This is a genomic window from Anaerofustis sp. (assembly GCF_019420015.1).
Lineage (GTDB): Bacteria > Bacillota > Clostridia > Eubacteriales > Anaerofustaceae > Anaerofustis.
Genome location: NZ_JAHZIA010000005.1, coordinates 1 through 19787 on the forward strand (window position 1 = coordinate 1; position 19787 = coordinate 19787).

The following is a 19787-nucleotide window of genomic DNA, read 5'->3' on the forward strand; positions in this document are numbered from 1 at the left end:
AGCATCGCCTTGCCAAGGCGAGGGTCGCGAGTTCGAATCTCGTCTTTCGCTCCATTTTTTTTAGGCGGCATAGCCAAGTGGTAAGGCAAGGGTCTGCAACACCCGTATCCCCAGTTCGAGTCTGGGTGCCGCCTCCATTTTTTTTATTAAGACAATTGAAATGATTTTATGCCGAAGTGGCGGAACTGGCAGACGCACAGGACTTAAAATCCTGCGATCCTTATACGATCGTACCGGTTCGATTCCGGTCTTCGGCACCATCCTTTTATGATAGACCCTTGGGTCTTTTTTTATTTTGTTTCCACAAATAATACATATTTATATATCCCCATTTTCTTCAATCAAAATAGTGTATCCTTATCCCCTATACTTTTAAACTTAAAGCATAGCTTTTATCAAAAATCATAACTATACCGTATTTGTTACATACACCCTAAATAATAAGAATTATATTTCCCTTATATTAAATACATAATATACTTTCACAAATACTTTTCCTTCTCACATCTTACATCCAATTAACCTTTTTTAATCTATTATAATCTCTCCAAGTGCTTTTAACGCCTATAGTACATCATATTTAGAATTATAGAACTTGCGAATCTTTAGTATACTATATCCCAATTTTTTTATATACATTTACATTACCACGCTTCATCCTACCTTAATTTACTTATCTCAGAAAACAAAACAAAAAAGCCTGTCTAATGCATAAAAATTAATCGCCATTATCCAATACCCTTTAACGTCATTAGAAAGATTATTGTTACCACACAGCAAATATGATATGAACTTTTAAATATAATACCAAACAAAATCATCAATACTAAAGTATCATCATTTTAAAATAACCCTTAAATCCTTTATAAAAATCTAAATCAAGAAAATACAGATAAAAGCCTAAGTAAAATACTTAGGCTTTTATACAAAACAAATCTAAACATATTTATTTACACCTCTAAAAGCCCTTTATAAAAAAGGGCTTTTTAAAAGTCGTAACAATTTTAATTTTTATATCTACCCAAAAAATCTGTCTTGTAATTTTCTGAGTTGTACTATCAAAGAATTTTCATCAAGCTCTACCATATCATATGTTATTGTTTGACCTTTCTTTACATCTTTGATGAGTTTTGTACCTTTTGTGATTACCCCCAAAGGCACTCCGTTATCTTTTAACATGTTTTCATGAGTATCAACAGTACCATATACTGTATAGCCTCCGATACCGTCAAGCATATCCCCTGCTTTAAGATCTTTTTTCGCTACAGCAACAGTTTCACAAACTAAACCACCGTCCATAGGAACTAATGTTGAAGTATTGTCAAGAACTGCTTTTGCAACTGTCAAAGGAGTTTCCAAAGAACATAAATGATAAGGTCTGTACAATACCCAGTTAGGACCTTCACCCATACTTAAGTAATTCATTTCATGTTTAACAAAAGGTAAATCGCTCGAAATAATTACAAATACGCCCGGAGCAATACCGTTTACCCATTCTACTTTTCCATATCCGTTTTGAAGAATTCCGCCTTCTTCAGTAGGTCTGAATAAATTAGGCAAATCTTTTACTTCAGCTTCAGGTCCGTGACCTCCTCTGATATCAGGGATAAAACCTGTTGCATTAGCCATAGCAGTAAGCTCAACCATTGTTTTTGTTCCGTCTGTAAATGCCGTTTGCATCTTAGGGCTAACACCTCTCTTAGCTGCATATTCAGCTAATGTTGTAGGATTTGCATCCAAATCTATTGCATTGTTTTTACCTTTACCGATAACCCTTACATCAAATCCGGCAGCCGTTGCAAAATCATATAATTCTTTTACCGCGCCAGGTTCATCCCCTGCACTTCCGGTATATATAACGCCTGCATTGTCGGCTAATTTCTTAAGCATAGGACCAATAACCACATCGGTTTCAACGTTAAGCATACAAATATGTTTTCCTTCATTGATTGCATCAATAGCAACCTTTGCACCTACTTCAGGAACCCCCGTAGCATCAACAGCAGCACTAATAAGGTTTGCTTTTGCACCAAGTTCTGAATTTTCTGTTGCAATATATTTCCCTTTTTCCAAGTATGTATTGGCTTCGCTCAATTTATTTGTTATAATATAGTCATCTTTGGTTAATCCAGAGTTTTCAAATGCGGCAATGACATTATCGATATTAATGTCAGCAACAATTGCGGGCTTCATACCTTTCATCCTGATCATTTGACTGGTCATGCCCCTGCCCATTTGTCCCGCTCCTATTATACTGGTCATAATAGGAGCATTTTTTTCTTCAAGCTCTGCGAGCTTATAATTCATTCTTAACATTATCTGTTTCCTCCTAGAAATTTGATTTTAATATAATCTTCCTTTTTTATATCAGGAAGTTTTTCACCTTTTAATTGAATTTGTCCCGGAAGTTCAACTTCATCTTTTCCTGAGAATACAAGGCAGCAATGCCCAAGAGTTTTCAATGTATCGTTTGCTTCACTTCCAATGGCAGTAACAATATAATCATCATTTCCAAGAGATATAACATCCCCAACACAAACATCGTTTGCCATCTCCTGTTTTTCATGAAGAACGGATAGCTCCGCAAGCTCTAAAGGTGCGTCCTCATTAAAAAGAATAAGCATATTTTCATTTAAAAAGTCTAAAGCCATATCGCCAAATCCGGTTATTTTTGATTTATAGTCCATATTTATGTATTTCCCTTATGTTAATTTTTTTATTATGTTCTTTTCCTGTTTTCAATTAATATAATCCAAATGAACAGAAGTATGCAATAATTACCGCAACAGGACCGGTAATAAGTCTTGAGAACAACATTGCAGGAACCCCTATTTCAACAGTTGAAGGTTCTGCTTCTCCGAGAGATAAACCTACAGGTACAAAATCGGCACCAACCTGAGCATCTATTGCAAATAATGCAGGAAGAGCATAACTTGGTGGAATTGTTCCCTTTGCTATTTCAGCACCTACCAATACACCTACTACTTGAGCAATAACTGCTCCTGGTCCAAGTACAGGTGATAAAAAAGGAATGGCGCAAATAACAGATAGTAATATCATTCCTGGAAGAGATCCCGCAAGAGGACTTATTGCCTTTGCTATTATATCTCCTATTCCGGATGCTGTTATTATACCGAGAAGCATACTTACAAATGCCATAAAAGGCAAAATGTTTCTTATAGTCGTATCTATTGCATCACGTCCTGCAGCAAAGAATTTATTAACTACTCCACCTACAGCTTTACCTATCCTTGCAATAACGCCAACCATCCCTTTCTGATTTGGTTCAGGATTATTATTGCTTGGTTCGCTGTCAATTTTTTCTTCTTTCTTAAACTCCACACCCTCAGGAATCTCACCTTCCATCAATGTGACGTTCTTCTCTTTTACGTCCGAAACATATATTTCTTCTTTAATATACTGTGCCAAAGGTCCTACAGCACCTACAGCATTAAGATTAATTGTATATACGCCTTTTCTCGGATAGACTCCGCATCTGGCAGTACCGCCACAGTCAACTATAACAACAGCCATTTCTTCATCAGGAACACCTGTAGAAAATGCATCGACAGCTTCGCCCCCTGTCAAATCAGCTATGTACTGAGCCAAAGGATGTATTCCGCCACCTGTAACGCTGGCAATCTTATTCTTCTTTTCCGTAGGCTTTATTATCAAAGGTCCACCCCAACCTTGAGGTCCTTTTTCTATTTTTACAGCTTTATATTTATTCACTTTTCTTTCTCCTTTCTATGCACTCACACTTTTCTTACTCATAACGGCATAAATTCTTTCAGTAACAACGCCTCTGATTAATATTACAACCACCCCTACTAAAAAGTATCGTAAAGCCAAAGGTGTCGTGCTTAGATTCAATTTTGTAATCCCGTCTGCAATACCGAGGAAAACAAACAATTCGCCCGCATTTGCATGAGGGAATAATCCCGTTATTGGGTGACAAAATGAAACCGTAGAATCATAGAAGGCAACCTTATGTTCCTCTTTAAGAAAACGTCCGAATGAGTATGCCATAGGGTTACATAGGAAAAACATCGCAAGAATAGGCATCAAAGTATATCTTGTGATAAAACTTTTGGATAAAACTTTCATAAATTTATCCACCCTATCTTCGCCGACAATTTTAATAAGTGCGTTAATCGCAGTTATCAAAACGATAAGAGTCGGAATAATTCCTGTTACCCAACCGATAAACTGCTCGCCCCCTGCATTAAATAATCCGATAAAACCTTCTGCAAGTTTTGTTAAGAATTCCATATAAATTCTCCTTTCTAAATATTTTTTATTATGAAAGACTTATGTCTTTACATACAAACAAAATACATATTATTCTATAACCTCACCTCCGATTTCGCCTTGTTGAATATCTTCAGTATTCATATTCACATTTTCAATCACACTTATAAGACCGTTAACCGCCTGAAGGAGAGCACTTCCTTTCTCTCTTCTTTTTTTGCTTTTAATCTTTGAAACTTTAATCTCTTCTTCTGCCTTTATATCATAAACAGAACATCCGTTTAATTCGTCAAAATCTTTAAATCTTTCAAAGACACTGAATCCCCTCATCATTTTCCCTCTTACAATAATTCCCTGATTATCACAAACAAGAATCAAAATCACTCCATAAACAAAATATTGTTTATCCTTTCCGACGCTGATATTACCGTACTTACGCATTTGATTGAAATTTACGGTAAAATCCTTTGCCTGTTTATATGTAAGTATCGAATTGAACACCATAAGAACAAACGCAACTATAAATATTTTTAGCATATTAAAATCCTTTCAAAACTTTACTTTTCAAGCAATAACTTCGCAGTAACCGAATCAGTAACCAACACATTTATAAGCTTTCCGTTAATCGCTCCGTATATAGCATCAAGTTTCTCAATCCCGGCACTTATGCCTATAACTCTTTTTATATTCCTTAAATCGTTCAAAGGAGTCCCGAAAATATATTTATTGTAAGAATAATCCGTATTACCGTTAATATCATACATCTGAAGACATATATCTCCGACAATGCCCATATCCTTCATAGCTTTCAAGTCTTCTTCTTTATAATATCCTGTTTCCATCATCGTAGAACCGGGAACGGCAGTACCTATGCCGACTATTGCGGTGGTCATATTATCCATCAAATCCAGTACTTGCTTTATATGGATATCATTTTTAAGACTGTTCATAAGTTCATTATCAAGTATCATGGCAGGAGCATGCAACAAATGGTAATTGCCACCGAATGCTCTTGTAAAATCAATTACTATCTGATTGCAATGATATTCGATACCGACTTGCCCCATTCCTCCAAGAAGAGGAATAAATGAAATATTTCTGGGTTTTTCCTGATGAATATAAGGAGCAATTGTTTTTACAGTCTTACCCATAGAAAGTCCGACAACTTCACCGTCTTTCAACACCCTTTGCAGATACGTCGCACAAATTTTACCGAGAGCTTCTTTTTGATAAGAAACATCACTTTCATCAGGAGCTATAATAACTTCATTAAGTCCGAACTTTTCTTCCAACGCCTTTTCCAGTTTAAAATAATCATTGCTTAAAGGATTGATTACTTCAATTTTAACAATCCCTTCGTTTTTTGCATTTTTGAGTATTCTGGATATCGTAGCTCTGGATATTTCCAATTTCTTTGCGATTTCTTCCTGTCTCAAATCATTATTGTAGTAAAGGTCACATACTTTAACCATTAATCTGGTATCGTCAAAGACTTTTTTCATGAAATTATATCCTCCTTTCTTTACTGAAATTTATTTCTGTATTTATTATTTTTACATTTGTTCAATGATTGAAATTTTGTTCTCTTTATGCTTTTATGATATATCATTACATATAAAAAGTCAACCGTTATTTTAATTTAATTCAATAATTTTATCTAATAAAATACCGGGACCTGTTTACATTTCAAAAAGAAACTTTATATAAATACACAAGACTCATTATAATGAAATTTATTATTGTAATTTTGAAATTATTGCGAAATAAAAAAAACACATGGGAAAATTAATCCATGTGTTTTCTTATTTTTTCGGAATTGTTATTACAACTTCGATTCTGTCATCATAATCCTTTTCTTTGTAATCACAATCAAGCCCTGTATTAAAGATACTTTTATATGCCTGTTTTATGGTATTTGTATATATTTTGTAATTAAATATATTTTTTACATTTGTTTTGGAAGAATTAATTACCACTTCCTGTTTCAATCTTTCAACCAAAAGCTCCGAGTTCTTTACATTTAAATCCTTTTTCGCCATTTCTTTCGCCGCTTTAATTCTCATTTTCGTATCGGGAAGAGAAAGAAGGCATCTCGCATGACGCTGAGTAAGATTATTTTCTATAATTATTTTTAACACCTCATCATCAAGATTTAAAAGCCTTACAAGGTTTGAAATGGTTGATTGTTTTTTCCCTACTCTCTTGGAAAGCTCTTCTTGACTTATGCTGTATTCATTCATTATTTTCTTATAACTCAATGCCTCTTCATAAAAATTCAAATTTTCTCTTTGAATATTTTCTATAAGAGCTATAAGATCATTTTCTTCACTGTTGACAGAAACGACTATACAAGGAATTTTTTTAAGCCCTGCTATCTTGGAAGCTCTTAAACGCCTCTCTCCGCTTACAACCTCGTATGAATTAAACCCTGTTTGTCTTACGGTAATAGGCTGAATTATACCCAAACTTCTTATCGACTCCGCCAATTCTTTTATACTTTCCTCATCAAAATACTTTCTGGGCTGATCTTTGTTTGCACTGATAAGTGATAAATCGATTTCTTTAACTTTTTTTACGTTTGCCACAATGCTCCCCCTAATTTTTATTTTTTGCAAGCTCTATCAAAAGAACATTTATATCCGCAGGTGAAACCCCGGAAATTCTGGAAGCCTGCCCCAAATTCTTAGGTCTTATATCTTCCAGCTTCTGCCTTGCTTCCAACCTTAAGTTTTTAATCTCGTTATAATCAATATCCTCAGGCAATATCTTTTTTTCCATAGACTTAAATTTATCTATGCTCGCCTGTTGTTTCAATATATAATCTTCATATTTGATCTGAATTTCAATCTGCTCAATTGCCCTTTTCCCAATCTTAGGTCTGTTTGGATCAAAAACAGAAGTGTCATTATATGTAAGCCCCGGTCTTTTTATCAAGTCAAATACAGTACTTCCGTTCCTTAAAGGAGTTGTACCGATACTTTCAAGCTTTTCGTTGTTTTCTTTGCTGGGATTTATTTTTATTTTCTTAAGCCTTTCTTTCTCAGCATCAACAACATTCTTATACTCAACTAATCTCTCATATCTTTCCTCACTTATAAGTCCTTGCTCATAGCCATAAGGAGTAAGTCTCAAGTCAGCATTATCCTGCCTTAAGAGCAATCGATATTCAACTCTTGACGTAAACATTCTGTACGGTTCTTTTGTGCCTTTTGTAGTAATATCATCAATCAATACACCTATATAACTGCTGGCTCTGTCCAGAATCAAAGGCTTTTTCCCCTGTACATAATTACAGGCATTTATGCCGGCGATAAGTCCTTGAGCCGCAGCCTCCTCATAACCGCTTGTACCGTTTATCTGTCCTGCGGTAAAAAGCCCCGATAACACCTTACTCTCCAAAGACAAACCTATTTGAGTAGGCTCGACTGCATCATATTCTATGGCATAAGCAACTCTCATTATCTCAACATTTTCAAGCCCTTTTATAGTTCTCAAAAACTTAATTTGAACATCCTCAGGAAGAGATGAACTCATCCCCTGAAGATACATTTCATTTGTATTAAGCCCTTCAGGCTCAACAAAGAGCTGATGTCTTTCCTTATCCGCAAACCGTACTATCTTGTCCTCTATACTCGGGCAATATCTCGGTCCTATTCCCGTTATGTTGCCGCTGTACAAAGGCGAACGGTGCAAATTTTCTCTTATTACTTCATGTGTTTTTTCATTCGTATAAGCAAGATAACAAGGCTGATCTTCATAGTCAAGTTTCTTATCTTCATTTTCAAAGGAAAACGGAGTTATTTCTCTATCTCCGTACTGTTCTTCCATTTTTGAAAAATCTATACTTCTTTTATTGACACGGGCAGGTGTCCCCGTTTTCAATCTCAAAAGTTTAAATCCCAATTCTTTTAAACTTTCACTCAACTTATTTGCCGCAAATATCCCGTTCGGACCGCCTGAATAACTCACATCCCCTATGATTATTCTCCCTTTTAAATACGTTCCAGAACATATAACGACAGCCTTTGCATTATAAACGGCACCGGTGTGCGTAACAATACCGCAAACTTTACCATTATCTGCCAATATTTCCACGGCCTCTTGCTGTTTCAAATCAAGATTATCTGTATTTTCTATAACGAGCTTCATCTCTTCCTGATATCTTTTTTTGTCTGCCTGAGCTCTCAAAGACTGAACGGCGACCCCTTTTGCCGTATTTAAAGTCTTACTTTGAATAAAAGTTTTATCTATATTTTTACCCATTTCTCCGCCCAAGGCGTCTATTTCTCTGACTAGATGCCCTTTTCCTGTACCTCCGATTGAAGGGTTGCAAGGCATCATAGCCAACGCATCCAAATTAAGGGTCAAAAGAAGAGTCTTGCTTCCTTTCCTTGCACTCGCAAGAGCAGCCTCACAACCTGCATGCCCTGCACCTATAACTATAACATCATATTCTCCAGCTAAAAAAACCATTCTATCCTCTACTTTCCTAAACAGAAATTTTTAAATATTTCATCTATGATATCTTCACTTGTGGTTTCCCCGGTAATACTGCCCAGCTTGTCCAGTGCTGAGTTTATATCAATTTCAACCAAATCCACTTCCAACCCACTATTTACCATATCCACCGCATGATTAAAATCTTCAAGAGCACCAAGCAACAGGTTTTTATGCCTTACATTGCTAACCAACACATCTCCCATTTCATCGTTATCGTTCAAATTGGCAAGTGAATATATTTTATTTTCTATCTTTTCTATACCTTCTTTTTTAAGTGCGGATATCTTTACAGTCTTATAATTTTCAAATGCTTTAACAGTTTCTTCATTTATATCCAAATCCGTTTTGTTCAGTACAACCAAAATACCTTTGTTCTCAGGAAGCATTCTTATTATATCAAAATCCTCCTCATCCAAAGCCCTTGAAGCATCTATGCAAAACAAAATAATATTACTTTCATCAAGCATAGAAATAGACTTGTCTATTCCGATTTTTTCGACTTTACTGTCCGCATTTCTTATACCCGCCGTATCTATGAATTTAACGGGGATTCCTTTTATGTTCACCACTTCGTCTACAATATCCCTTGTGGTTCCGGCTTCATCCGTAACGATAGCCTTATTCTCGTTTATAACTGCATTCAAAAGCTGAGATTTTCCTACGTTCGGCTTTCCTATTATCGCAACCTTAACGCCGTCTTTCATTATTTCTCCTTTTTCAAAAGTAGAAATAATCTTCTTTAATTTGAAAATCATATTTTTTACAAGAGATATTATTTCATTATCAGTCAAATCCTCTTCGTCATATTCGGGATACTGTATCGTCACTTCAAGCCTTGCAAGCATATTGGTTATATCTGCCTTTATCTCGTCTATTTTTTCAGATAAATCCCCCCTTAAGGAATTCATTGCGTTTTTTGCAAACGACGAGGTTTTTGCAGTTATCAAATCACTCACGGCTTCAGCCTGTACCAAATCAATTCTTCCGTTTAAGAAAGCCCTTTTTGTAAACTCTCCCGCTTCCGCAAGCCTTGCCCCGTTTTTTAAAACCAAATCAAGAACATCCTTTGTCACACTCATTCCTCCGTGACAATTTATCTCAATTACATCCTCTGCCGTAAAAGAATGGGGAGCGCACATCTTCGACACCAAGACTTCATCTATAATCTCATTTGTTGCGTTATCCACTATGTGTCCGTAATTTATCGTATTTCTTTCTACATCAAAGATAGAGCTTTTACTCATTTTAAATATTTTATCAATAACGGTAAATGCATCATTCCCGCTTATTCTGATTATGGAAACCCCTCCATATCCCGAAGGAGTTGCAATTGCCGCAATAGTATCTTCTTTAAACATATATTTCTCCCGTGTAAAATATTTCCTAAAATTTATAAATATTTCCCGTATAACTTTTAAATTATATCATAATGAATTTTAAAATTCTATATTCTTTTGGAAAAGAACTGTTTTTTGTTTTATTCGACAAAATATAAATGTAACTCTAATTTTTTTATAATCTAAAATCAAATATTAAAAATAAAAAAACTTTCGTTTTACGAAAGTTTTTAAATAAAAATCAAATGATTATTTTCTTCTTTTACCTCTTTTTTTCTTTCTTGGTGTGGTATAAGAATAAGCCGATTTTCCTCTTTCTTTACCTACATTAAGTCTGGCAATCCTATCAACTTCTTCTTTATCGTCAAAATCTATAAACATTATTTGTGTTGAATTGAACATACCAGAAGCAGGTTCAATTTTTAAAGAAAGCCCTTTATTCTTCTTTCTTGTATGTATAGAGTAAGACTTCATGTTTTCATATAACAACGCACCGGTCATAGAACGAACACCATGCTCATACATACCCCTTCCGCCTAATACACACATAAAAAGAGAATATGTTGCAAATCCAAAGTATACACCTATCAAACCTATACCGTAAAAAAATATTGTGGCATTTAAAAGTTTTAATAAATCAATGATTATAATTCCGGCAATTATTAAAACCAAATACAAAAGCTGCTGTAAAAAGTCAGTATTTTTTGTTCCCACCGGAGCTTTGTATATCATTTTGCCAAGCTGTTTGTTGTTTTTCTTAAACCCTAAATATTTTATGACAAACATTGCAAAATATCCTATCAAAAAAACAATAAACAAAGCTGCCAATTGTTCACCTTTCATTTTTACTCTTCCTCCTTGTTTTCCAATGTATAATGATATATATTTCTGTTATCGAGCATTCTGACTCTGCTTGAAAACTCATTTTCTTTTGTTCCTTTAAAAGCCGTTTCCATTTGATTCATTCTTGAATCGACTATATCCAAATAATGAAGCAACTCCGCCTCCGGTATCATAGGATACTTTGGGGAACCAAATTCCGGATGATAATGATGAGAAAGTACCATATGCTTGAGAAGAAGAGGAACCTCACTTTTTATTTCAAGTCTTCTGCTTACATTATCTATTTCACAAATACACTGAATTATATGCCCAAGGAGTTGTCCGTCAGTGGTATATGATTCCACAACTCCTATATCATTACATTCCATTTCCTCGGTCTTACATATATCATGCAAAATAACACCTGCAAACACCAAATCTTTGTTTAAGAATGTATAAGTATCCGTTAGTTTTTTTGCGTTTTTCAACATCGTATATGTATGATACATAAGCCCCCCTTTCATCGCATGATGAAAAGATTTTGCCGCAGGATACACCTTAAACTTATCTTTGTACTTATCAACCAACACTTCGGTGATGGTTTTAATATCACTGTTTTCCATGGCACTGATTGTTTCAGTTACGAAATTAAACATTTCATCTGACCCCATAGGTGCACTTTCAACAAGCTTTGCCATCTCATCGTCATTCAAAATGACCTTTTCCATTGAATCTATTTTTACCTGTGGATTGGAACCGAAACTGTCAACCTCTCCGCTTACCTTAACGGTACAGCCGGCTTCAAACTCATCTTTTATTTCCGGCGAAACATTCCACAACTTTGCGGGAATCTCTCCGCTTTTATCCTTAAGAATTATATCCAAATAATCTTTTCCGGCTCTGGTTTTTCTGAGCATTACACTTTTAAGTATAAAGTTATCAAACACCTTATCGGAAACTTTAAGTTCATTAATCATTTTATACCTCTTAAAATAAAATACAATATATATTCTACACTAAAGTTACAAATTATGCTATAATTGTTTTACTTTATTTTGGAGAATTTTTAATGAACAGATTTGAATTTATAAACAATAATGATGATATAGGCGTAACGGTAATTGAAAATATGTTTATAAACCACTTTATGCCTATGGCAAGAGGAGATTATGTCAAAGTTTACCTGTATGGGCTTAAATGCACACAAAATGCAATAGACAATATGCCTTCAAACAGAAAAATCGCAAACACTCTGGGAATGAGCGAAGCAGATGTTGTAAAAGCATTCAAATACTGGCACGAAAAACAGGTAATTACCTTTATGCATACGGATAAAAGAAATTACGTAATACAATACAAAAATATATCTACTATGATATTTACTCCGGAAAAATTCAAGAAGAACGGATCTTATTCGGAAACAATAGAATATAACACAAAAAAACAAAATCTATTTGACGATTTAAGTGCTGAATTTGAGGCTACGCAAGAAGACGGTGGACTTGGAAGACCTATATCGCACCAAGAAATGGAAATGTTCTCAGACTGGATGGAAGAGTATTCTTTCAGCGCAGAAACGGTTAAATTGATTGTCAACACCTGCCTTGTAAAAAGGAAAATAAAACAAAGAAAGTACTGGAATGCAGTCGCAATGGATTTCCATTCAAAAGGAATTAAAACTTTTGACGAAGCAGTGATGGAATTTAACAAAAGCGATAAAAGATATCAGGAATATCAACAAATATTCAAATACTTGGGGTTAAACACAAGAGGCTCATTCATTACAAAGCCTGAAGAAACAATGGTCGACAAATGGATTGACGAATACAAACTTAGTATGGAACAAATCTTAAGAGCCTGCGATGAAACCATATCAACCAACAAACCAAGCTTTAAATACGTCGACAGAGTAATATACAACATGTATATAAATACTAATAAGGATACAAAACCTACATCAAATAAATATGCAAAAACACAAAACAGCACAAAAAAAGAAACCATTCAAAGCGAACTTGATTATGAATATTACAGCGAAGAAGAAATCGAAAGAATTATGAATGGAGAATAAAAAATGGAAGATAGAGAAATCAGTATAAGTAATTTCAATAATAAAAGAATATTAAAAGAAAAAGAGTTAAGCAGCAAAATAGATAAAATGAGCAAAGAGTACCCGTCAATAAAAAACATTATTAACGAAATAAACTCTTACGGACTTTATTCTTGTATGAAAAATGTATCAAGTGAAGAATTTAAAAACAAAAATAAAGAATTAAACGAAAAGCTGCAAAAGGAACTGAAAAAACTGGGATTCAAAGAAGATTATCTAAGTTTAAAATACGACTGCGAAATATGCAAAGACACAGGATATGTGAATAGCGAAATGTGTAATTGCCTAAAAAAATATCTTTCAAAAAGAAAAAACAAAAACAGTATTTTATTCAAAGACGGAAGCTTCAGTGATTTTAACGAAGATTTATTTGATGATGACGAAAACAAATATAAAATTACTCCAAGGCAAAATATTTTAAAGAATAAACAACAGTCTTTACAGTTTATAAATGAATTTAATGACAATAATGATAATATAGGACTATTTATGTCCGGTACAGTGGGAAGCGGCAAATCCTTTTTGGCCGCAGCAACAGGCAAAGTACTGTTAAGCAAAGGGTATAACATAATTTATCTTACCGCAAAAGAATTTGAAGACACAATAAAAAACTTTTCAGACCCTTCTTTTGAAGAAAAGAAACAAAATATTTTAAATACGGATTTATTAATTTTGGATGACATGGGAATCGAAACAAAAAGCGATTATGTAAGCAATGAAATTTTAAAACTTTTGGATTATAGGATTACTTATAACAAAAAAATGATTATCACAAGCAATTTAACCATGAGTGAAATAGGAAAACAATATGAATCCAGAATATATTCAAGAATATCGAGTAATTTTAAATATTTAAAATTTTATGGTTATGATGTAAGAATAAAAAATAAAATCCGAAAAAATAAGTAATTTTTTACTGATTTATAACATATAAGCTATTGACCCAAAATACTCAGTAATGATAAAATATAAATATATTAATGATTAAAAGGTGAAAGGATATTAACATGGATTTGAAACAAGAATACAAACAAAAGTTAGTAACTGCAAAAGAAGCCGTAAAAGCAGTTAAATCAGGAGACTGGATTGACTACGGTTGGACAGCTACAACCCCTGTGGCTTTCGACAGAGAATTGGCAAAAGTAATGCCTGAATTAAAAGACTTAAATATCAGAGGCGGTATCCTAATGTGGGAACCTGAAATATTTAAGATTGAAAATGCAAAAGAACACTTTACATGGAATTCATGGCATATGGGAGGAATAGAAAGAAAAGCGATAGCAAAAGGTTTTGCTTATTATTCTCCTATACGTTACTCAGAACTTCCAAGATATTACAGAGACGGAAACACACCTGCCGGTGATGTTATAGTAATGCAGGTTTCTTCTATGGATAACCATGGATACTTCAGCTTCGGACCAAGTGCTTCTCACTTGATGGCAGCTTGTGAAGTTGCAAAGAAAGTTATAGTAGAAGTAAACGAAAATGTTCCTAGATGTCTTGGCGGATATGAAGACTCTATCCATATTTCAAATGTAGATATGATTATAGAAGGAGAAAATCCTCCTATGGCTGAAATGGGAGGCGGAGGAGCCGCAACAGATGTCGATAAAACAGTTGCAAAGTTAATCGTTGAAGAAATTCCTAACGGTGCGTGTCTCCAACTTGGTATCGGAGGAATGCCAAACGCGGTAGGTTCTCTTATAGCAGAGTCTGATTTAAAAGACCTTGGTGTTCATACTGAAATGTTCGTTGACGGATTCGTTGACATAGCAAACGCAGGAAAAATCAACGGAGCAAAGAAAAACATAAACAGATTCCGTCAAACTTATGCATTTGCGGCAGGAACAAAAAAATTATACGATTATCTTGATAACAATCCTGAATGTATGTCTGCACCTGTAGATTATACAAATGATGTAAGAGTTATTTCAACACATGACAACTTTATATCTATCAACAATGCCGTTGACATCGATTTATTCGGACAGGTAAGTTCGGAATCATCAGGAATAAAACAAATCAGCGGAGCCGGCGGACAGCTTGACTTTGTACTTGGAGCATACCTATCAAAAGGCGGTAAAAGCTTCATCTGCTTGTCATCTACATTCAAAAACAAACAAGGTGAATTAAAATCTCGTATACTTCCAACTCTTCATCCTGGTTCTATCGTTACGGACACAAGAGCAAACACTCATTATGTCGTTACGGAATACGGTAAAGTAAACCTAAAAGGACTTTCAACATGGCAAAAAGCAGAAGCCCTTATAAGCGTTGCACATCCTGATTTCAGAGATGAACTTATAAAAGAAGCAGAAAAAATGAATATTTGGAGAAGAAGCAACAAATAAAATAAGCATCAAAAAAAGAGTAGTACTCTTTTATAACAAATAAAAAGAACCTAAATAGGTTCTTTTTATTTTTACTATAACGACTTTATACTTATGATATGTATTTATTAATTATGTTTTGTAAGCAAAACTGTTTATAATCTATATGTATAAAACTCATTTTGAAGTCTATATATAATCATTAATAAAAGCTCACATTTTCAAAATTAATTTCATATATACTATAAAAAAAATTACATAAATAAAAAGCGATAAAATTATCGCTTTTTATTATTATTCGCTCAAACACATTTTAACGGATTTTATCCAACCGTTATAAAGTTCATCTCTTTTTTCATCCGATATTTTACTTGTAAAAACTTTTTCCGTACATCTTACTTTTTTTAACTCGTCAGTACTTTCCCATACTCCCGTAGCCAGTCCGGAAAGAAATGCAGCACCCAAAGCTGTGGATTCGGTACATTTCGGTCTGTTTATAGGACAATTCAACATATCTGCCTGAAACTGCATAATAAAATCATTTTTACAAGCACCTCCGTCTACCATAAGCTCTTTTAACGGTACATTGCTGTCTTCAACTATAGCCCCAAGCAAGTCTTTCGTTTGATAACATATACTTTCAAGAGCAGCCCTTACCAAGTGCGCCTTATTTGCACCTCTCGTGATTCCCGTTATAATACCTTTGGCATACATATTCCAATAAGGAGCTCCAAGTCCCGTAAATGAAGGAACAATATATACTCCGTTTGTATCCTCAACGCTCATGGCAAGATTGTAGGTTTCCTGAGCCGTTTGTATTATCCCCATTTCATCTCTGAGCCACTGAACAACCGCTCCCCCTATAAATACACTTCCCTCAAGAGCATATGTCACTTTACCGTCTATACCGTATGCTATTGTGGTAAGAAGTCCGTTTTTTGATTTTATAGGAGCCTTTCCCGTATTCATAAGAAGAAACAATCCCGTTCCGTATGTATTTTTTGCTTCTCCTACATTATAACATCCTTGACCGAACAAAGCCGCTTGCTGGTCTCCGGCAATACCGGATATCGGTATTTCCATACCTAAAATTTCTTTATCCGTATACCCTGCCACTGTACTGCTGTCTATTACCTTTGGAAGCATATTTTCATTTATATTTAGAGCTTTTAATATCTCTTTATCCCAGCATAAATCATGTATATTATAAAGCATGGTTCTTGAAGCATTTGTATAATCCGTCACATGACACTTGCCTTTTGTCAAATTATATATCAACCAGGTATCTATCGTACCGAAAAGAAGCTTTCCTTTCTCTGCCTTTTCCCTTGCACCTTCAACATTGTCAAGTATCCATCTTATCTTTGTTGCCGAAAAATAAGCATCTATTTTAAGCCCTGTTGCATCCAGTATATAATTTTCATATCCGTCCTTACAAAGATTTTCACATATATCCGCCGTACGTCTGCACTGCCATACAATTGCATTATATATTGGATACCCAGTGTCTTTATCCCATATAACAGTCGTTTCACGCTGATTTGTTATACCTATCCCCTTTATATCCTTAATATTGACACCTGACTTTTGCACGCATTGCTTTAGAGTAAACAGTTGGGTCATCCATATTTCCATCGCATCGTGCTCAACATATCCGGCTTTTGGGTATATCTGTTTAAACTCACGTTGCTCTACACTTACAATATTCGCATCATTGTCAAATAAAATCGTTCTACAACTGGTCGTTCCTTGATCTATAGCTAAAATATACTTTTTCATATACGCACCTCTTTAGTCTTTATATTTATATTATACTTGTTATGTATACGTTTAGCAATGATAACTTAATCATAAAAATCAAATAAAAAAAACACCTTATTAGGTGTTTTTTTTATTTTAAGCAAATTTCTTTTTAAGCACTGCCAAAAGAGCTACTAAACTAACCAAAGTACTTCCTATAAAAAATGTAAGATTATTGTCATCTGAAGTATCAGGACTTTGAACATCGCCTTTATCGTTGTTGCTACCATTATTATTTTCCGTTACTGTTCCTGTACCAGTACTGTCATTTTCACCTTTATTGTCGTCCTTGTCATTATCTTTGTTTTCGGTAACAATCCCTGTATCGTCAACTTTTTCATCATTTACGGTTACATCACCGTTACCTTTGTTAACAATACTTACTCCACCATTTTCTACATTCAAGTCAAGGCTACCGTTAAGAATTTCTATTTCATCGCCTTTTTTTGCCGATTCAATTTTATTTTTCATTTCCTCAACTGTTCCTACCATATATGTAGAACTACTTTCGCCTGATTTCTTATAACCTATAGCTATCATATCATCCGCAACATATTCAGGATTAATTTCTTTGGCATAAGTACCGCCTGAAATTGAAACTTTGGCATCACCAGAAACCTTAGTGATCTCACCTGAAACATTTCCGCCTTTTAATGATACAACTGCCTCTTCTTTTGCCGCAATATTTCCGTTTATATCTCCGCCGTTTACAACAAGTTCAGGACCTTTTACTCCCTCTACTTTATTTTCTGTATCTACTTGTACGATTACATCTCCGTCTACTTTTACTCCGTCATTAACGACTATTTTAGAATCGCTGTACTGAGGATCCCAAGAAAGTGCAAATATTGCCGCTGCGCCGTCTACAGCTTTTAACGTTCCGCCGTTTACTTCAGCTTTTCCCCAGTTCTGAATTGCAGAGCCACCTTCTCCCGTGGTTTCGATAAGTCCTCCGTTTACATTAAGAACTCCGTTATCGTCATTTTTAACTGCTATAAAAGTATTTCTTAAAACACTTCCGTCTTCCACATTCAAAGTAGCGCCTAAATTACGTATTAAAGAACTAAAACCTGATGTATTCTCAACAGTTGCATTTTTTATGGTCATTGTTCCTTGATTATCTATTACATACCAAGAATTTCCACCGTTACTTCCTTGTACACCCTTTTCATTTGAACGAGTAAATGTTCCGCCGTTAATATTAACTTCTCCGCCTTTATTGTTTACAAGAGCACCTTTACCGTGAACGGTATTATCAACCTTACCCTCTCCTTCTATTGTGAGGTTACCGTTGTTGGTTATGGTATGCTTGCTGCCTTCATTCGTAAGCGTATATTTACCTAAATCAATTGTTATGTTTTTGCCTTGTTCTATTGTTACACTCTCAGTAACATCATCCAAAAGCATAACTGTTTTACCGTCTGCATTGTCGATTGCTTCCTGTAGAGTTTGGTATTTTGTACCGTCAACTTCGGCAACCTCTGTGCCAGCAGCAAAAATACTTGAAGTAAAAGCAAATGAAACCATACATAAAACCATAATGCTCATTAAAATTTTCTTGCTGATTTTTTTCATAATATCCTCCGAAACTGTATTTTATATACATACCCGAATACAAAATGCTACTTTTTGTGACATATAGTTTATAATTTTTATAAAATTACTTCATACTCGGGAAATACATATTTTGTTCTTATTTTTTTGTATAAAGTTGCTTTTGCTTGTTTTTTTTAATGTCACAAAAAGTAGACATTTTTACGAAACTTTTATAAAATTTTCATCTGTAAAGTGAATATATATAAGTTTTAAATAACAAAAATCGATATTTTCACCCGGCAAACACTAAACCAATAAAAAACAAAAATAAAAAAGCATTATAAAATAATGCTTTTTATATATGACAAAGTATATTTCTATTCAGCAAAACTTTCTAGCGCAAGCGTTATCATGTCGTTAAGCTTTGTTTCTCTTTCTTTGCTTGAAAGTATCGTATCCGTATAAATAAAATGATCGCTTACGGTAAACATACCAAGAGCTTTTTTATTCAAACTTGCCGCAACACTGTATAGCCCTGCAGCTTCCATTTCCACTCCCAAAATCCCAAGCTCTTTCCATCTCTTCCAGCCTTCACTGCCTTGAGCATAAAAATTGTCGCTTGAAAGTATATTCCCTATCTTAACATCAATATTTAACTCATTGGCCTTATTGTATGCTTTAATAAGCAGCTTAAAATCAGCGATTGGAGCAAAGGTTCCATCCAAATGAAACTGAGAAGCAAAGTTTGAGTTCGTGCTTGCACCTTGTGCGATTATTACATCATTTACTTTAACATCTTCGCTGTATCCTCCGCAGCTTCCTATTCTTATAATATTTTCCACGCCGTAAAAGCTGTAGAGTTCATGAGAATAAATGGAAATCGAAGGTATTCCCATCCCAGAACCCATTACTGATATTTTCTTTCCTTTATAACTTCCGCTGTAACCTAACATACCTCTGACATTGGTTACTTCTCTTGCTTCTTCCAAAAAATGTTCGGCAATATATTTTGCCCTCAAAGGATCCCCCGGCATTAATACCGTTTTATGAAAATCCCCTTCTTTTGCGTTTATATGAGGTGTTGCCATTTATATTCCTCCC

Annotated in this window: 17 protein-coding genes and 2 tRNA genes; 5 read left to right on the forward strand and 14 right to left on the reverse strand. The window is 34.6% G+C overall.

Annotated features, from left to right (window positions below):
* Window positions 1-63 precede the first annotated feature (63 nt).
* A tRNA-Cys gene (locus QZ357_RS00705) sits at window positions 64-137 on the forward strand.
* A gap of 33 nt (window positions 138-170) precedes the next feature.
* A tRNA-Leu gene (locus QZ357_RS00710) sits at window positions 171-260 on the forward strand.
* Between the two features lie 757 nt (window positions 261-1017).
* Here the strand turns inward: QZ357_RS00710 and QZ357_RS00715 are convergent.
* From QZ357_RS00715 to QZ357_RS00765, 11 genes are all read right to left on the reverse strand, one after another.
* A complete protein-coding gene (locus QZ357_RS00715) occupies window positions 1018-2316 on the reverse strand; it encodes an SAF domain-containing protein (protein WP_290770711.1) in 1299 nt (432 codons plus the stop codon).
* Entirely contained in the window at window positions 2316-2687 is a 372-nt protein-coding gene (locus QZ357_RS00720) for a PTS glucitol/sorbitol transporter subunit IIA (protein ID WP_290770713.1), read from the reverse strand. Before QZ357_RS00720 ends, QZ357_RS00715 begins: the two co-directional genes overlap by 1 nt.
* A gap of 55 nt (window positions 2688-2742) precedes the next feature.
* Window positions 2743-3732, reverse strand: a complete 990-nt coding sequence (locus QZ357_RS00725) for a PTS glucitol/sorbitol transporter subunit IIB (protein ID WP_290770715.1) — start codon at window positions 3730-3732, stop codon at window positions 2743-2745.
* Between the two features lie 15 nt (window positions 3733-3747).
* Window positions 3748-4272, reverse strand: coding sequence for a PTS glucitol/sorbitol transporter subunit IIC (locus tag QZ357_RS00730; RefSeq protein WP_290770718.1), 525 nt, complete (start codon window positions 4270-4272; stop codon window positions 3748-3750).
* A 69-nt stretch (window positions 4273-4341) separates the two neighbouring features.
* On the reverse strand, window positions 4342-4788 hold the full coding sequence (locus QZ357_RS00735; protein WP_290770720.1) for a transcriptional regulator GutM: 447 nt from the start codon (window positions 4786-4788) through the stop codon (window positions 4342-4344).
* Between the two features lie 20 nt (window positions 4789-4808).
* The gene (locus tag QZ357_RS00740; RefSeq protein ID WP_290770724.1) at window positions 4809-5753 is read right to left on the reverse strand and encodes a sugar-binding transcriptional regulator; all 945 of its coding nucleotides are present in this window, start codon (window positions 5751-5753) and stop codon (window positions 4809-4811) included.
* Window positions 5754-6053: 300 nt separating this feature from the next.
* A complete protein-coding gene (locus QZ357_RS00745) occupies window positions 6054-6836 on the reverse strand; it encodes a ParB/RepB/Spo0J family partition protein (protein ID WP_290770726.1) in 783 nt (260 codons plus the stop codon).
* Between the two features lie 10 nt (window positions 6837-6846).
* Window positions 6847-8724 carry a tRNA uridine-5-carboxymethylaminomethyl(34) synthesis enzyme MnmG gene (gene mnmG / locus QZ357_RS00750; protein WP_290770728.1) on the reverse strand — a complete coding sequence of 626 codons (1878 nt, stop codon included), beginning with the start codon at window positions 8722-8724 and terminating at the stop codon, window positions 6847-6849.
* Between the two features lie 8 nt (window positions 8725-8732).
* Complete coding sequence (gene mnmE, locus QZ357_RS00755; RefSeq protein ID WP_290770730.1) at window positions 8733-10109, reverse strand: tRNA uridine-5-carboxymethylaminomethyl(34) synthesis GTPase MnmE; 1377 nt, start codon at window positions 10107-10109, stop codon at window positions 8733-8735.
* 228 nt (window positions 10110-10337) lie between these two features.
* On the reverse strand, window positions 10338-10931 hold the full coding sequence (locus QZ357_RS00760; protein ID WP_290770732.1) for a hypothetical protein: 594 nt from the start codon (window positions 10929-10931) through the stop codon (window positions 10338-10340).
* 2 nt (window positions 10932-10933) lie between these two features.
* A complete protein-coding gene (locus tag QZ357_RS00765) occupies window positions 10934-11887 on the reverse strand; it encodes an OB-fold nucleic acid binding domain-containing protein (RefSeq protein ID WP_290770734.1) in 954 nt (317 codons plus the stop codon).
* 92 nt (window positions 11888-11979) lie between these two features.
* On the opposite strand from QZ357_RS00765, the gene QZ357_RS00770 reads away from it, so the two are divergent.
* The 3 genes from QZ357_RS00770 (at window position 11980) to QZ357_RS00780 (ending at window position 15371) form a co-directional block, all read left to right on the forward strand.
* Entirely contained in the window at window positions 11980-12981 is a 1002-nt protein-coding gene (locus QZ357_RS00770; protein ID WP_290770735.1) for a DnaD domain protein, read from the forward strand.
* Between the two features lie 3 nt (window positions 12982-12984).
* Window positions 12985-13929, forward strand: coding sequence for an ATP-binding protein (locus QZ357_RS00775; RefSeq protein WP_290770736.1), 945 nt, complete (start codon window positions 12985-12987; stop codon window positions 13927-13929).
* Window positions 13930-14027: 98 nt separating this feature from the next.
* Complete coding sequence (locus QZ357_RS00780; protein ID WP_290770738.1) at window positions 14028-15371, forward strand: butyryl-CoA:acetate CoA-transferase; 1344 nt, start codon at window positions 14028-14030, stop codon at window positions 15369-15371.
* A gap of 273 nt (window positions 15372-15644) precedes the next feature.
* On the opposite strand, the gene glpK is transcribed toward QZ357_RS00780, so the two are convergent.
* The 3 genes from glpK to deoD form a co-directional block, all read right to left on the reverse strand.
* Window positions 15645-17129: a glycerol kinase GlpK gene (gene glpK / locus QZ357_RS00785; protein WP_290770739.1), complete on the reverse strand. Its 1485-nt coding sequence runs from the start codon at window positions 17127-17129 to the stop codon at window positions 15645-15647.
* A gap of 117 nt (window positions 17130-17246) precedes the next feature.
* Window positions 17247-18725, reverse strand: coding sequence for a hypothetical protein (locus QZ357_RS00790; RefSeq protein WP_290770740.1), 1479 nt, complete (start codon window positions 18723-18725; stop codon window positions 17247-17249).
* Window positions 18726-19063: 338 nt separating this feature from the next.
* Window positions 19064-19774 (reverse strand): purine-nucleoside phosphorylase, encoded by a 711-nt coding sequence (gene deoD / locus QZ357_RS00795; protein ID WP_290770742.1) that lies wholly within the window; start codon window positions 19772-19774, stop codon window positions 19064-19066.
* Between the last annotated feature and the right edge of the window lie 13 nt (window positions 19775-19787).

Excerpts from the sequence above, each read along its gene's own strand:
- QZ357_RS00715 (WP_290770711.1), bottom strand. The coding sequence starts at position 2,316 with ATGTTAAGAATGAATTATAAGCTCGCAGAGCTTGAAGAAAAAAATGCT.
- QZ357_RS00720 (WP_290770713.1), bottom strand. The coding sequence starts at position 2,687 with ATGGACTATAAATCAAAAATAACCGGATTTGGCGATATGGCTTTAGAC.
- QZ357_RS00730 (WP_290770718.1), bottom strand. The coding sequence starts at position 4,272 with ATGGAATTCTTAACAAAACTTGCAGAAGGTTTTATCGGATTATTTAAT.
- QZ357_RS00735 (WP_290770720.1), bottom strand. The coding sequence starts at position 4,788 with ATGCTAAAAATATTTATAGTTGCGTTTGTTCTTATGGTGTTCAATTCG.
- QZ357_RS00740 (WP_290770724.1), bottom strand. The coding sequence starts at position 5,753 with ATGAAAAAAGTCTTTGACGATACCAGATTAATGGTTAAAGTATGTGAC.
- mnmG (WP_290770728.1), bottom strand. The coding sequence starts at position 8,724 with ATGGTTTTTTTAGCTGGAGAATATGATGTTATAGTTATAGGTGCAGGG.
- mnmE (WP_290770730.1), bottom strand. The coding sequence starts at position 10,109 with ATGTTTAAAGAAGATACTATTGCGGCAATTGCAACTCCTTCGGGATAT.
- QZ357_RS00760 (WP_290770732.1), bottom strand. The coding sequence starts at position 10,931 with ATGAAAGGTGAACAATTGGCAGCTTTGTTTATTGTTTTTTTGATAGGA.
- QZ357_RS00765 (WP_290770734.1), bottom strand. The coding sequence starts at position 11,887 with ATGATTAATGAACTTAAAGTTTCCGATAAGGTGTTTGATAACTTTATA.
- QZ357_RS00770 (WP_290770735.1), top strand. The coding sequence starts at position 11,980 with ATGAACAGATTTGAATTTATAAACAATAATGATGATATAGGCGTAACG.
- QZ357_RS00775 (WP_290770736.1), top strand. The coding sequence starts at position 12,985 with ATGGAAGATAGAGAAATCAGTATAAGTAATTTCAATAATAAAAGAATA.
- QZ357_RS00780 (WP_290770738.1), top strand. The coding sequence starts at position 14,028 with ATGGATTTGAAACAAGAATACAAACAAAAGTTAGTAACTGCAAAAGAA.
- glpK (WP_290770739.1), bottom strand. The coding sequence starts at position 17,129 with ATGAAAAAGTATATTTTAGCTATAGATCAAGGAACGACCAGTTGTAGA.
- QZ357_RS00790 (WP_290770740.1), bottom strand. The coding sequence starts at position 18,725 with ATGAAAAAAATCAGCAAGAAAATTTTAATGAGCATTATGGTTTTATGT.
- deoD (WP_290770742.1), bottom strand. The coding sequence starts at position 19,774 with ATGGCAACACCTCATATAAACGCAAAAGAAGGGGATTTTCATAAAACG.